The following is a 13,429-nucleotide window of genomic DNA, read 5'->3' on the forward strand; positions in this document are numbered from 1 at the left end:
ACCGTTTCCGGCAACTGGGCAACAGACCCTTGAGGGTGAGGGCCCAGACAGCCGGCACGTTCTGAGTGCGCGCCCTACTCCGCCACGACCGCATAGGCGGGAACGCTGATCGTGAAGACCGCGCCATCCCCGGGCCGCCCCTCGGCGCGCAGGGTCCAGTTGTGCCGGCGCGCCACCACATCGCATATGGCGAGGCCGACACCGCTTCCGGGATACTGCGCGCGCCGATGCAGCCGGGTGAAGGGCTTGAGGATCATCTCCGCGTATTCGGCCTCGAATCCGATGCCATTGTCGGCGATCCGGATTTCCGCCGGCTGGCCTTGATCCGCGGCGGCATGCACCACGATGCCAACCTCCGGCGTCCGCTCCGGGTGACGATACTTCAGCGCGTTGCCCAACAGGTTCCGGAACAACTGGATGATCGCGGTGCGGTCCCCGGTGACCAGCAGGTGCGGCGCATCCACGGTAAACTGCGGCCGCAGCTCCTTGTGCTCGCGCCGGAGCTCGCTGACGACGCCGTCGATCAGCTCGTGCAGATCGATGGTCTCGCTCTCCAGTTCCTTGTTCGATGCCCGGGAGAAATCCAGCAGATCCGAGACCAGCAGGCTGGCGCGCTGCGACGCGTCGGTGAGTACGTGCAGCGAATAGCTGATGTCGGCGCGGTTGTCGTTCGCCACGGCCTGGCTGAGCAAATCGGAGAAATACCGGATCTTGCGCAACGGCTCCTGGATGTCATGCGAGGCGATCGAGGTGAAATGCTTCAGGCTCTCGTTCGCCCGCTCGAGTTCGCGGTTGCGCCGTTCAAGCTCGCTGCGCATGCGGTTGCGCTCGCTGACGTCCACCACCGCGCCGAGGACGGTACCATCGGACTGCCGCCGCGCGCTGACCTCCACGTCCACGACCTCCCCGCCTTTCGCGATGATCGCGAAAGGCTCATTCGCGATTGCTCCGCCAGGTTGCGACAACCGTTTCGACAGACGGTCGGCGCGGGCCTTGAGGCTCTCCGGCGCCAGGTCGATGGCGGGCATGCCGCACAATTCCGCGCGCTCGTAATCGAACCGCTCGACAAACAGGTCCGTCACGTCCTTGATGCGCCCGTCAGGGCCACGGTAGACCAGCATGGCCGGAACGGCGCGGAACAGGGACTGGTAGCCGATTTCGCTGCGCTGTTCGGCGATGCGGGCGTCAACGTCCCATCCCTTCTGCTTGCGTGCGCGTCCGGCAATCATCCGGCCGGCGATCGTCATCGCCGTCCGTTCGAGGTTGTCGAACGGCCTGCCGCGCCGGTCCCTGTCGTAGAACACAACCAGCCCGTCGGTCTCGGCGAAGAGCGAGATGCGCGTGGCGATGTAGGCGGCGCAGGGACCCATTGGGGCCACATGCAGCGCGGGACCGTCCGCGGGACCGGAAACGGCGATCACGCCGGGCGACGCCGCGACCTTCTCGCAAAAGGCGCGATCGAGAAAGGGCGCGGCCGGATCCGGGCCGGATGGCAAAATCTTGTTTGTCAGCAGGAAAGGTTCGGGCCGGTGGCGGAGATCATGAACAGCCCCGTGCTCGAGCCCCAGATAGTCGCAGAAGAGATCGAGGACGATGGCGCACCATTGATCAAGACCAATATCGGCGTCGTCCGCCTGATCGAGAAGCCTTTCGAACAGCCGCGCGAAACGCGCCGACGCCGGGGCCTCGCGCAAAATCGTATAGAAGCATTCCTGCCCGTCCATTGCCCCGCGATCTCGATGGGCTGGGAGGATGCTTCCGCCACGAACGGGCGGCCCGTCTTGTGCCTGAAGACGTGATGCTGGTTGCGTGCGGAATGAATGCGCGTCACGGCGGAGCTCGCCGCGCTCTCCGCCGAAGCCGCCTCCTCCGGGAGAGACGGCTCTTCCGCGGACAGCAACTGCGCGACATTTTCGCCAATCAACTCGCCGTGCCCGTATCCCGAAATCCGCTCAAAGGCCCGGTTGGCGGAAACGATACGGCCGGATATCTCTGTAAGCACAATCGGATCGGGAAACGCGTCAAACAGCGAAATGTAATGTGCAGAGTTCATACAACCGCCCATTGATCCGGCATGCTTACCGTTACGTCATATGGAATTCTAACAGAGCCGGTTGCTGAAACCTGTACGTAAAAATCCTGTGTAGGAGTACTACAGTGTAGAATTTACACGCGAATTTCCGGCGGCGCCCTGTGCGGCGCAGCATCATCCGGCATCACACGCCCAAGACGCGCCGAGACGGCTCAGCCGGCGCTGATTCCAGTGCCCCGGTCCTCGCCGCACAGCCTCGTCAACGGGCCCAGCGAGGCGGCCCGATCGATCGACAGCACGGCGTCGCGGATGACGCCCGCCGCCGCGCGGCCGTGGCTGGGCGTCACCAGCGCGTCGAACTTCGCGCTCAGCCGCTCTTCCTGCCAGGCCACGTCGCTTGCCGGCACGCCCGCGTTGGCCTCGCCTTCCAGCATGGTGCCGTCGACGAGCCGCACGGAGACCCGCGCCAGCATGTCGTCGTCGAAATCGCGCGGCTCGACGGTCGTGTTCTCGCGCAGCGCGGCAATCCGGGGATCCGCGGCGACCGCATCGGTATAGAGGCCCAGATCGGCGGTGTCCGCGCCGTCGGCCGCCAGCGCCGCCAGATGACGGATGGAGAACTTCACCTCCAGCCCAGTGCGCGGCACGGCGATGTCGCACACCCGCCTGTGTCCCGGCGCCACATGGATGGTGATCGCGGCCACGTCATCGAAGGCGAAGCGGTGACAGTCCTTCAGCGCGCGCACCGCGTCGATGGTGGAATGGGTGAGGTAGCACGCCGCGTGATACTTGAAGAGATTGCTCTCAACCGCGAAGGGCGCGTCCGGGTCGGGCCGCACGGCGCGCGCGACGAAACCCGGCGCCTGGGTCGCGGCGAAGCCCTGCGCGCATTCGATGCCGCGGTCCTCCGCCGTGAAGCCGCGCGCCGCCAGCCGCGCCGCCATCAGCCCGTTCATCGCCGCCTTGCCCACGTGAAACGGCTTGGTCATGGTGCCGAACATGGACTTGAGCCCGGCAGCCTGCGCCGCCGCCATGCCGAAGGCATGCGCCGTCTGGCCGGTATCCAGCTTCATCAGCCAGCTTGATGCCGCCGCCGCCCCGAAGGTGCCGAGCGTGCCGGTGGCGTGATAGCCGTTGGCATAGTGCTGACCGCCCACCATCTCGCCCAGCCGGCACTCCACCTCGTAGCCGATGACGAAGGCGGCCAGCACCTCCGCGCCCGACGCGTCCAGCATCTCGCCCAGCGCCCAGGCGGCGGTCGCCACCGGCACGGTGGGATGGCCGCGCATCATCCAGTTGACGTCGTCGTAATCGAGCGCGTGCGAGGCCGAGCCGTTGATCAGCCCCGCGTTGTACAGCGACGCCGTCCGGCCACGGCCGATCACCGTGCACGGTCCGCCGGCCTCCCCGCCCAGGATTTCCTCGCACAGAATATCGACCAGCGGTTCATGCGCGCCGGCCAGCGTCACACCGGCCCAGTCGAGCAGGCAGTGCCTGGCCCAGCGCGTGGCTGGCTGCGGAATGTCGTCCGCGGACATGCTGGCGCACCACCGCGCCAGATCGCGCGTGGGCGCCAGATCGCGCGTGGGCGCCAGATCGCGGGTGACGGGGGCGATGGAGGGGACGGTGTTCATGGCGTGCTCGCTTGGCAGGGCTCGTCCGAGATCGGATCTGGCGCGGAGAATAGTCTTCCCGCGCGCGCATTTACAGCCCCCGCGCGCGCAGGCGCTGCCCACGAAAAAGGCCGCGCGGGGAACCCGCACGGCCTGATCGAAACGGAACGTGTCGCGACGTGTCTAAATCGCCAGGTACTCGTGCCGCAGGTCCTCGTTTTCCAGGATGGCCTTCGCGGTGCCGTCGAAAACCACCTGGCCGGTGTCGAGAATGATCGCCCGGTCGGCGAGATTGAGCGCCGCCACCGCGTTCTGCTCGACGATGATCGTGGTGATGCCCTGTTCGCGGATCAGGTGCAGGGTCTTCTCGATCTCGTGCACGATCACCGGCGCCAGCCCCTCGTAAGGCTCGTCCAGCAACAGCAGCTTGATGTCGCGGGCCAGCGCCCGGCCGATCGCCAGCATCTGCTGCTCGCCGCCAGAAAGCGTGGTGCCTTCCTGCTTGCGCCGCTCGCCCAGGCGCGGGAACAGCTCGTAGATGCGCTCGAGCGACCATCCGATCGGCTTCTCGATCTGCGCCAGCTTGATGTTCTCCTCGACCGTCAGGCCCTGGATGATGCGGCGGTCCTCCGGCACCAGCGCCACGCCGCATTGCGAGGCCTGATAGGCGCGCATGGAATGCAACGGATTGTGGTCGAGCCAGATCTCGCCGTGATGCAGGGCCGGGCTGTCAAGCCGCGCGATCGCCCGCAAGGTGGAGGTCTTGCCCGCGCCGTTGCGGCCCAGAAGGGCGAGGATCTCGCCCTCGTGGACGGTCATGCTGACGTTCTGGACGATGTAACTCTCGCCGTAGTAGGCCTGAATTTCATGCGCCGAGAAATAGGCCGCTGCGTGCGACGCCACGTTCTTGTTTTCGCTCTGTGTATCAAGCATCAGTGCGCCCCACCCAGATAAGCTTCCTGCACCTTCGGATTGCCTTTGATGTTCCCCGGAACATCCTCGACGATCGGCGTGCCCTGGGCCAGAACGGTGATGCGCTCGGCCAGCGAGAACACGACGTGCATGTCGTGTTCGATGATCGCCATGGTGATGCCGCGCTTGTCCTGGATTTCCTTCAACAGATCGATGGTGTTGTTGGTATCGGCCCGGGCCATGCCCGCCGTCGGCTCATCCAGCAGCAGCAGCTTGGGGTCCTGCGCCAGGCACATCGCCATCTCCAGACGCCGCTTGTCGCCGCGTGACAGCGACGAGGCCGTCTCGCCGCGCTTGTCGATCATGCTGACGTCGATCAGCATCTGCTCGGCCTTGTCGCGGATGTCCTGTTCCTTGGCGAAGGTGGACAGCGCATTCAGCGAGAACGAGCCGTCGCGCTTGGCGAAACAGGGGATCATCACGTTCTCGAACACCGTCAGTTCCGAAAAGATCTCCGGCGTCTGGAACACCCGGCTGACGCCCAGCTGGTTGATCTGGTGCGGCTTGCGCCCCAGCAGCGACTGGCCGTCGAAGGTCACCGACCCGGTGTCCGGCAGCAGTCGTCCCACAAGGCAGTTGAGCAGCGTCGATTTGCCGGCGCCGTTCGGCCCGATGATCGCGTGGATGGTGCCTTCCTGGACGCTCAGGTTCACGTTTGACAACGCCCTGAGGCCGCCAAAGCTTTTGTTGACGTCAAGGATTTCAAGAATACCCATGAAGTTCGGTTCCTATTCAGCGGGCTGGGCAGCGGCGGAGGTGACGTCGGGCTTGCGTTTTCCGCGCAAGCGTTTCCAGACGCGCGTTCCGCCATCGACGAGGCCGCCAGGCAGGAAGATGACAATGATCATGAACAGCAGCCCCAGCGTCAGCTGCCAGCCCTTGCCGACGAACGGATGCACGATGGCCACCAGCAGATCCTCGAGGCCATCGGGGAAGACATTGAACCAGCTGTGCAGCACGCTGTCGTTGATCTTCGAGAAGATGTTCTCGAAGTACTTGATGAAGCCCGCGCCCACCAGCGGCCCGAGCAACGTGCCGGCGCCTCCCAGGATGGTCATCAGCACCACCTCGCCCGAGGCCGTCCACTGCATGCGCTCGGCGCCCGCCAGCGGATCCATCGCCGCCAGCAGCCCGCCGGCCAGCCCGGCGTACATGCCTGAGATGACAAAGGCCGCCAGCGTGTAGGGCCGCGAGTTCACGCCCGTGTAGTTCAGGCGCGTCTGGTTGGTCTTGATGGCCCGCAGCATCAGCCCGAACGGGGACCGGAAGATCCGGATGGAGAGATAGAAGGCGATCAGCGCGAAGAAGGCGCAGACGTAGTATCCCACACTGAACTGGAAGGCCCATCCGGCGATTTCCAGCGTCGACGAATCGCGCATTTCCAGACCGAACAGGCTCGTCACCGGAAGGTTACCGTTCGCGGTGGCGGATTCCAGCACGCGCGGATCGCTCAGCGTGATCTGCAGGCCGGTCTCGCCGTTGGTGATCGGCGTCAGCACCGAATAGGCGAGGCTGAAGCTCATCTGGGCGAAGGCCAGCGTCAGGATGGAGAAGTAGATCCCCGAACGGCGCAGGCTGACGTAGCCGATGACCAGGGCGAACAGGCCGGCGATCGCCACGGAGAGAACCAGCGCCGGCAGGATGTTCATCGTCAGCAGCTTGAACATCCACACCGCCGCGTACGACCCGACGCCGAGAAAGGCGGCGTGGCCGAACGACAGATAGCCGGTGAGGCCGAACAGGATGTTGAAGCCGATCGCGAAGATCCCGTAGATGACGAAGCGCTGCATCAGGTCGGGATAGCCGGCGTTGAACTGCGCCATCGCCGAGTTTTCCGGGAACGGGTTCATCAGGAACGGCGCCAGCAGCGTCACGACGATGACGAACAGGAAGGTGATCGTGTCTCTCTTGTCGAGCTTCAACATCGCCTATTCCTCCATCACGCCTTTGCGTCCCATCAAACCGCGCGGGCGGGTCAACAGAACGACGATGGCAATCAGGTAGATGACGATCTGATCGATCGAAGGCAGATAGAGCGCTTCGAAGAAGTCCTTGACGGTGTTCATTGAGGCGAAACTCTCGAGTATTCCGAGCAGATACCCTGCGAACACGGCGCCACCGAGCGATCCCATGCCGCCGACGACGACGACGACGAAGGACAGCACCAGGAAATCCATGCCCATATGATAGTTCGGTGAGTTGATCGGTGTGTACATGACCCCGGCCAGGCCGGCGACGGCGGCGGCGACGCCGAACATCAGGGTGAAGCGGCGGTCGATGTTGATGCCCAGAAGCCCGACGGTTTCCCGGTCGGCCATGCCGGCGCGCACGACCATGCCGAATGTCGTGAACTGCAGGAAGGAGAAGACCGCGGCGATGACGACGGTCGAGAAGCCGAAGTAGACGAGCCGCCAGTAGGGATAGATGATGGCGTTCGCTTCGAAGCCGATCAACTGGCCGAAATCGAACGAGCCGCGAAACACGTCCGGCGCCGGAACCGGGATCGGGTTCGCGCCGTAGAAGGCCTTGATGATCTCCTGCAACACGATCGCCAGCCCGAAGGTCACCAGGATCTGGTCCGCGTGCGGCCGCTTGTAGAAGTGCCGGATCAGGCCACGCTCCATCGCATAGCCGATCAGCAGCATGATGGGGATGGCGAACACAATGGACAGCGGCACCGACCAGTTGATGATGGCCGCGCCGGCGGCTTCACCGAACCACGATTCCAGCAGCGGTGTTTTGACCTGCAGCGGATTTCCGAGAAAATCCTTCCTGGACGGGTCCAGGGTGATTGTTGAAACGTTGAAGATCTTTTGCAGCGTGACCGCGCAGAAGGCGCCGATCATGAACAGCGCGCCGTGGGCGAAGTTGACCACCCCGAGCGTGCCGAAGATCAGCGTCAGACCAAGTGCGATGAGCGCATAGGCGCTGCCTTTATCAAGCCCGTTCAGAATCTGCAGAAGTATTGCGTCCATGGTGCCAACCGTTCATTCACGCGAGACGTACAGGGATTGCCGCATCAGCATGTTACGGACAATTGCCGCGCCGGTCGTGTGAACCGGCGCGGCAAGATTACATCCGTCGTACTGCGGATTATGCGCCGGGATTGCACTTGCCGAGTTCGCCGCCGGCGAACATCGGGTGGTCGGGAGCATACTCGACCTGCGCGCGCGGGGTGACTTCCACGATCTCGAGGGTGTCATACGCGCTCGTCGGGTTCTCGGCGCCCTTCATGACCAGCACGTCCTTGAAGCACTGGTGGTCGGCCGCACGGTAATGCGTCGGGCCGTTGCCCATGCCGTCGAAATCGAAGCCCTCGAGGGCCTCGGCAACGCCGCAGGGGTTGAAGGTGCCGGCGCGCTCACAGGCATCCGCATACAGCAGCGTCTGCACGTAGCAGGTGTGCGCCGAGTTGGACGGCGGACGGCCGTACTTCTCGCCGAAGGACTTGACGAAGGCCTGGGTGCCGGCGTCCTGAAGCTGCCAGTTCCAGTTCATGGAACCATACACGCCGCGCACGTTCTCGCCGGCGCCGGCCGCCATCAGCTCGGAGTAGAGCGGAACGACGATCTCGAACTGCTTGCCGTTGACCATCTTGTCGCGCAGGCCGAACTGCACCGCGTTGGTCAGCGAGTTGACCATGTTGCCGCCGTAGTGGTTCAGGATCAGCACGTCGGCGCCGGAGTTGAGCACGGGCGCGATGTAGGACGAGAAGTCGGTCGCCGCCAGCGGCGTCAGCACGTTGTTGACGGTTTCCCAGCCCACGGCCTCGGTCGCCTGCTGGATCGACTCCTGCTGCGTCCAGCCCCAGGTGTAATCGGCGGTCAGGTGATAGGCGCGGCGGTCGGCGCCATAAGCTTGCTTGAGCACCGGTGCGAGCGCTGCGCCCGACATGTAGGCGTTGAAGAAGTGACGGAAGCCGTTCGCCTTCTTGTCCTTGCCGGTGGTGTCGTTGGAGTGGGTCAGGCCGGCCATGAAGATCACGCCGGATTCCTGGCACAGACCCTGCACGGCCACGGCCACGCCCGAGGACGAGCCGCCGTTGATCATGATGGCGCCGTCTTTTTCGATCATCGACTTCGCCGACGCGCGCGCCGCGTCAGACTTGGTCTGCGTGTCGCCGGTCACGAAGGTGACCTTCTTGCCGAGGATGCCGTTGCCCTTCAGCGCTTTGGAGCTGAAGGTGTTCAGCATGCCGCCGTCGCCTTCGCCGTTCAGATGCTGAACGGCCAGTTCCTGCGCGCGCAGCTCGTCCATGCCTTCTTCGGCATAGGGGCCGGTCTGCGGCACGTTGAAGCCCAGCGTCACGGTCGACTTGCTGGACGGATCATTGGTGTAGGCCCAGGCGCTGCGCGTCAGAATGGTCGGCGTCGCGAGCACAAGGCCTGACGCCGCCGAGGCCTTGAGCAGGGTACGGCGGTTCATAAGCGTACGATCGATGGTCATTAATTCCTCCCGAAAAGGCATGAAGCCAAAATCCTGCACCGCGTCCGCGCCGTCCTCCAACAGCGCGTGCCGGTTCGTCGAACCATGGCGCACGAAGTGCATAAATAAAGAAAGTCCCGGCCTCCCCGCAATACGACCTTTGGATCGAATGATAAGGCGGTTACTTGATTTCGCGCGTTTTTTCGCCAAAACGGGGCGCGCGACAATGCACAGGCGCGCCCGTTTCGCGCGCGCCTGCTCGGCAGGAAAAATCCAGACGATGGATCACATCTCGAAACGGCCGGCGTTTATATGAACGAAAGTCGCAACATTTTCGTCGTCACCGGTCTCGTGTTGCCGCACCGCACCCGATCGCGACATGGGCGCGGGTGCCGGGAAGCGCGAAAAAATGAGCCTGGGCCGGTCGCCGGGTTAACCAGGTTCCTCATAAATTTGTTGCAATGCACAACAAGCACGAAAATAATCGCCTCATGTCCCAACGTCCCCTGCGCGTCGCCATCATCGATGACAATCACATTCGCGCGACCATTCTCATGGATGGCCTGCGCGAGGCGGGGATAACCGACATCACCGTGCTGGAGGAGACGCCCGGTCTTCTCAAACGCATCGTCGACATCGACCCGGACGTCGTGATCATCGATCTTGAAAATCCCAGCCGCGACGTGCTGGAGCAGATGTTCCAGGTGTCACGTCTTGTCTCGCGCCCGGTCGCGATGTTCGTCGACCAGTCGGAAACCGGCATGATCGAGGCGGCGGTGGATGCCGGCGTCTCCGCCTATGTGGTCGACGGGCTCAAGAAGGAGCGCGTCAAACCCATCGTCGACATGGCGGTGAGCCGCTTCAACGCCTTTTCCCGGCTGCATCGCGAGTTGCACGAGGCGCGCACGGAATTGTCGGGCCGCAAGGTGATCGACCGCGCCAAGGGCATCTTGATGCGCCAGCGCGCCATGAGCGAGGAGGAGGCCTACGCCACCTTGCGCCGCGCGGCGATGAACGAAAACCGCAAGATCGCCGAGATCGCCGAAAGCCTGGTGACCGCGGCGCGGCTGCTTGGCGAGTGAGGAAAACGGTGCAGGCAGGGACCATGACAACACCAATCGGCCGACCGGGGAAAAACGCATGATGAGCCAAGCCAGCCCGTCGCGAGGGGATGCTTCGGACAGCCGCACCGTCGTGTGCGCGGGTTTCATTCCGCTCACCGACTGCGCGCCGCTGGTCGTCGCCGCCCACAAGGGATTCGCCGCCGACGAAGGGCTGACGCTGGAACTGCATCGCGAAACCTCCTGGGCGACCATTCGCGACCGGGTGGTCTTCGGTCATTTCGACGTTGCGCAGATGCTGGCGCCGATGCCGCTCGCCCGCTCCCTGGGCATCGGCCACATCAAGGTGCCGATGATCGCGCCTTGCGCGCTGTCGCAGGGCGGCAACGCCATCACGGTGTCGGCCGATCTGTGGCAGCGGATGGAAGGCGCGGGCGCGCGGCTTGGCGCGGCTCCGGGAACAAACGGCGCGGCGCTGGCGGCGGTGATCAAAGCGCGTGACCGGAGCGAGCCGCTGGTCTTCGCCATGGTCTATCCGTTCTCCGGCCACAACTACGAATTGCGCTACTGGCTGGCCGCCGCCGGCATTCACCCCGACCGCGACGTGCGGCTGATCGTGGTGCCGCCGCCGATGATGGGCGCGGCGCTTGCCGCCGGCCAGATCGACGGCTTCTGCGTCGGCGAGCCCTGGTCGAGCCTGGCCGTCGACGAGGGATCGGGCCGCATCGCCGCGACCAAGGCCGACATCTGGCGCCAGAGCCCGGAAAAAGTGCTCGGCTGCCGCCGCGACTGGGCGGACGCCAACGCCGACACGCTGGCCGCGCTCATCCGCGCGCTGCATGCCGCCGCCCGCTGGGCCGACGACCCCGGCAACCGCGACGCGCTCTGCGCCCTGCTGGCGCATCCCGATCACCTCAACGTGCCCGCCGGCGTCATCGGCCGGGCGCTGACGGGCAGGCTGATCGCGGCGCCCGGAACCGAGCCGCTCGAAATTCCCGACTTCCTCGCCTTCCACCGCCACGCCGCCAGCTTCCCCTGGCGCAGCCACGCGCTGTGGATCTACAGCCAGATGGTGCGCTGGGGACAGGTGCCCTTCAGCGCCGAGGGCATGCGCGCGGCGGCGGACACCTATCGGCCCGATCTCTATCGCGCCGCACTGGCCGGCACCGGCGCGGTGATCCCCAACGCCTCGGCCAAGGTGGAAGGCGCCCTGACCCGCGCCGAGCCGGTGGCGGCGGGCGACAAGACGTTGACGCTCGGTCCCGACGGGTTCTTCGACGAGCGCATTTTCGACCCCGCCGAGGTGGAGGCCTACATCGCCTCCTTCGCGATTCACACCGAACCGCTCGATGGCGACGCTGTCCGGCCGGCCGATCCCAGCGGCATCAGGTGACGCCGCCCGCCTGTTCAAATTCAAATCGAAAATCACGCAAATTTCGCGCTACAAACCTGCAATTCGAGTGAAATTTGAAAGCGGTTGTAGCGTCATTCGAGACGTCTTTCGAAGTGCGCCCGGACACCGGTCCTGCGCAAGAATTGAGCGCTATGCTCTGTTGCATTGCACAAATGCGATGCAGCCCCGCGCCGCTCCGGCGCGTTCCAGATCACGGTGAAACTGCCGTAACGTCCTGAATTTTCCCATATTTTTAAAAAGCCGATCGAGTTGGCACACTTCCTGAAAGAGAAGCGGCGGAAGGCCAGCGCCGGTCTTCGCGACATTCGGCCCCGCGACGGGTCCTCAGCAACGCCGCTGACCAGAGCACTCCACCTCCCATGGGGTGACTCCGGTCGCGGCTTTTTTCGTTTGTGCCCCCCGAAAGTTCCGGGCGGCCCGCATACCAGGAGACGGCTTGATGACATTCGGACGCTTTCCCTCCCCCCTTTCGCCTTTCTTTTCAAGGCGTTCCGCCATGCGGCTGGCCGCGGGCGCGCTTGCCCTCGGCCTCGGCTCCGGACTGACGGCATCCAGCGCGCTGGCGGATATGCTCGACGTGGAGAAGGACGAACTGAAGTTCGGCTTCATCAAGCTCACCGACATGGCGCCGCTCGCGATCGCCTACGAGAAGGGCTATTTCGAGGACGAAGGCCTCTATGTGACCATCGAGGCGCAGGCCAACTGGAAAGTGCTGCTCGACCGGGTTATCACCGGCGAGCTCGACGGCGCCCACATGCTGGCCGGCCAGCCGCTCGCCGCCACCATCGGGTTTGGCACCAAGGCCCACATCATCACCCCCTTCTCCATGGACCTGAACGGCAACGGCATCACCGTTTCCAACGAGGTCTGGGAAATGATGAAGCCGAATATCCCCGTCGGCGACGACGGCAAGCTGGTGCACCCGATCAAGGCGGATGCGCTCAAGCCCGTGATCGCCAAGTTCAAATCCGAAGGCAAGCCCTTCAACATGGGCATGGTCTTCCCGGTCTCCACCCACAATTATGAACTGCGCTACTGGCTCGCTTCAGGCGGCATCAACCCCGGCTACTACTCCGCCACCGACATCTCCGGCCAGATCCAGGCGGACGCGCTTCTGTCCGTGACGCCGCCGCCGCAGATGCCCGCGACGCTGGAAGCCGGCACCATCCACGGCTATTGCGTCGGCGAGCCATGGAACCAGCAGGCCGTGTTCAAGGGCATCGGCGTGCCGGTTATCACCGACTACGAGATCTGGAAGAACAACCCCGAGAAGGTCTTCGGCATTACCGCCGAGTTCGCGGAAAAATACCCCAACACCACGCTGGCATTGACCAAGGCGCTGATCCGCGCCGCCAAGTGGCTCGACGAGAACGACAACGCCAACCGCATGGAGGCGGTCGAGATCCTGTCGAAGTCCGAATACGTGGGCGCGGACCCGGAAGTCATCGCCAACTCGATGACCGGCACCTTCGAATACGAGAAGGGAGACAAGCGCGAAGTCCCTGATTTCAATGTCTTTTACCGCTACTACGCGACCTATCCCTACTACTCCGACGCGGTCTGGTACCTGAGCCAGATGCGCCGCTGGGGCCAGATCGCGGAAGCCAAGGACGACGCCTGGTTCAAGGAGGCCGCCGCCAAGGTCTACCGCCCGGACATCTACCTCAAGGCCGCGCGCATGCTCGTCGACGAGGGCAACGCGGCGGAAGAGGATTTCCCCTGGGACAGCGACGGCTACCGCGAGCCGACGTCGGACTTCATCGACGGCATCCCCTACGACGGCCGCAAGCCCAACGACTACCTCACGAAACTCCCCATCGGCCTGAAGGGCCAGCAGACGATCGACGGCACCTCCATCGTCGGCGGCTGAGGCTCTTGAGCGACACGCACGAGCGGGGGCGCGGCGAGATCC

Annotated in this window: 10 protein-coding genes; 3 read left to right on the forward strand and 7 right to left on the reverse strand. The window is 64.3% G+C overall.

All coding sequences use genetic code 11. The annotated features are described in order from the left end of the window. Positions 1 to 74: 74 nt before the first annotated feature. From D1F64_RS21710 to D1F64_RS21745, 7 genes are all read right to left on the reverse strand, one after another. Positions 75 to 1,724: an ATP-binding protein gene (locus D1F64_RS21710; RefSeq protein WP_117414123.1), complete on the reverse strand. Its 1,650-nt coding sequence runs from the start codon at positions 1,722 to 1,724 to the stop codon at positions 75 to 77. Between the two features lie 520 nt (positions 1,725 to 2,244). Continuing rightward, complete coding sequence (locus tag D1F64_RS21720) at positions 2,245 to 3,666, reverse strand: MmgE/PrpD family protein (RefSeq protein WP_117414125.1); 1,422 nt, start codon at positions 3,664 to 3,666, stop codon at positions 2,245 to 2,247. Between the two features lie 162 nt (positions 3,667 to 3,828). Then, complete coding sequence (locus D1F64_RS21725) at positions 3,829 to 4,578, reverse strand: ABC transporter ATP-binding protein (RefSeq protein ID WP_117414126.1); 750 nt, start codon at positions 4,576 to 4,578, stop codon at positions 3,829 to 3,831. Further along, a complete protein-coding gene (locus D1F64_RS21730; RefSeq protein WP_117414127.1) occupies positions 4,578 to 5,333 on the reverse strand; it encodes an ABC transporter ATP-binding protein in 756 nt (251 codons plus the stop codon). The genes D1F64_RS21725 and D1F64_RS21730 overlap by 1 nt, the downstream gene beginning before the upstream one ends. Before the next feature lie 12 nt (positions 5,334 to 5,345). After that, positions 5,346 to 6,542 (reverse strand): branched-chain amino acid ABC transporter permease, encoded by a 1,197-nt coding sequence (locus D1F64_RS21735; protein ID WP_117414128.1) that lies wholly within the window; start codon positions 6,540 to 6,542, stop codon positions 5,346 to 5,348. A 3-nt stretch (positions 6,543 to 6,545) separates the two neighbouring features. Then, entirely contained in the window at positions 6,546 to 7,592 is a 1,047-nt protein-coding gene (locus tag D1F64_RS21740; protein WP_117414129.1) for a branched-chain amino acid ABC transporter permease, read from the reverse strand. 118 nt (positions 7,593 to 7,710) lie between these two features. Then, positions 7,711 to 9,063 (reverse strand): substrate-binding protein, encoded by a 1,353-nt coding sequence (locus tag D1F64_RS21745; RefSeq protein WP_205470576.1) that lies wholly within the window; start codon positions 9,061 to 9,063, stop codon positions 7,711 to 7,713. Between the two features lie 470 nt (positions 9,064 to 9,533). On the opposite strand from D1F64_RS21745, the gene D1F64_RS21750 reads away from it, so the two are divergent. The 3 genes from D1F64_RS21750 to D1F64_RS21760 all read left to right on the forward strand — a co-directional run bounded on the left by D1F64_RS21750 (position 9,534) and on the right by D1F64_RS21760 (position 13,387). After that, the gene (locus D1F64_RS21750; RefSeq protein ID WP_117414781.1) at positions 9,534 to 10,124 is read left to right on the forward strand and encodes an ANTAR domain-containing protein; all 591 of its coding nucleotides are present in this window, start codon (positions 9,534 to 9,536) and stop codon (positions 10,122 to 10,124) included. Positions 10,125 to 10,182: 58 nt separating this feature from the next. After that, complete coding sequence (locus D1F64_RS21755; protein ID WP_346432276.1) at positions 10,183 to 11,496, forward strand: CmpA/NrtA family ABC transporter substrate-binding protein; 1,314 nt, start codon at positions 10,183 to 10,185, stop codon at positions 11,494 to 11,496. A gap of 517 nt (positions 11,497 to 12,013) precedes the next feature. After that, entirely contained in the window at positions 12,014 to 13,387 is a 1,374-nt protein-coding gene (locus D1F64_RS21760; protein ID WP_205470577.1) for a CmpA/NrtA family ABC transporter substrate-binding protein, read from the forward strand. Positions 13,388 to 13,429: the final 42 nt, after the last annotated feature.

Source organism: Breoghania sp. L-A4 (assembly GCF_003432385.1).
Lineage (GTDB): Bacteria > Pseudomonadota > Alphaproteobacteria > Rhizobiales > Stappiaceae > Breoghania.

Excerpts from the sequence above, each read along its gene's own strand:
- D1F64_RS21710 (WP_117414123.1), bottom strand. The coding sequence starts at position 1,724 with ATGGACGGGCAGGAATGCTTCTATACGATTTTGCGCGAGGCCCCGGCG.
- D1F64_RS21720 (WP_117414125.1), bottom strand. The coding sequence starts at position 3,666 with ATGAACACCGTCCCCTCCATCGCCCCCGTCACCCGCGATCTGGCGCCC.
- D1F64_RS21725 (WP_117414126.1), bottom strand. The coding sequence starts at position 4,578 with ATGCTTGATACACAGAGCGAAAACAAGAACGTGGCGTCGCACGCAGCG.
- D1F64_RS21730 (WP_117414127.1), bottom strand. The coding sequence starts at position 5,333 with ATGGGTATTCTTGAAATCCTTGACGTCAACAAAAGCTTTGGCGGCCTC.
- D1F64_RS21735 (WP_117414128.1), bottom strand. The coding sequence starts at position 6,542 with ATGTTGAAGCTCGACAAGAGAGACACGATCACCTTCCTGTTCGTCATC.
- D1F64_RS21740 (WP_117414129.1), bottom strand. The coding sequence starts at position 7,592 with ATGGACGCAATACTTCTGCAGATTCTGAACGGGCTTGATAAAGGCAGC.
- D1F64_RS21745 (WP_205470576.1), bottom strand. The coding sequence starts at position 9,063 with ATGACCATCGATCGTACGCTTATGAACCGCCGTACCCTGCTCAAGGCC.
- D1F64_RS21750 (WP_117414781.1), top strand. The coding sequence starts at position 9,534 with ATGTCCCAACGTCCCCTGCGCGTCGCCATCATCGATGACAATCACATT.
- D1F64_RS21755 (WP_346432276.1), top strand. The coding sequence starts at position 10,183 with ATGATGAGCCAAGCCAGCCCGTCGCGAGGGGATGCTTCGGACAGCCGC.
- D1F64_RS21760 (WP_205470577.1), top strand. The coding sequence starts at position 12,014 with ATGCGGCTGGCCGCGGGCGCGCTTGCCCTCGGCCTCGGCTCCGGACTG.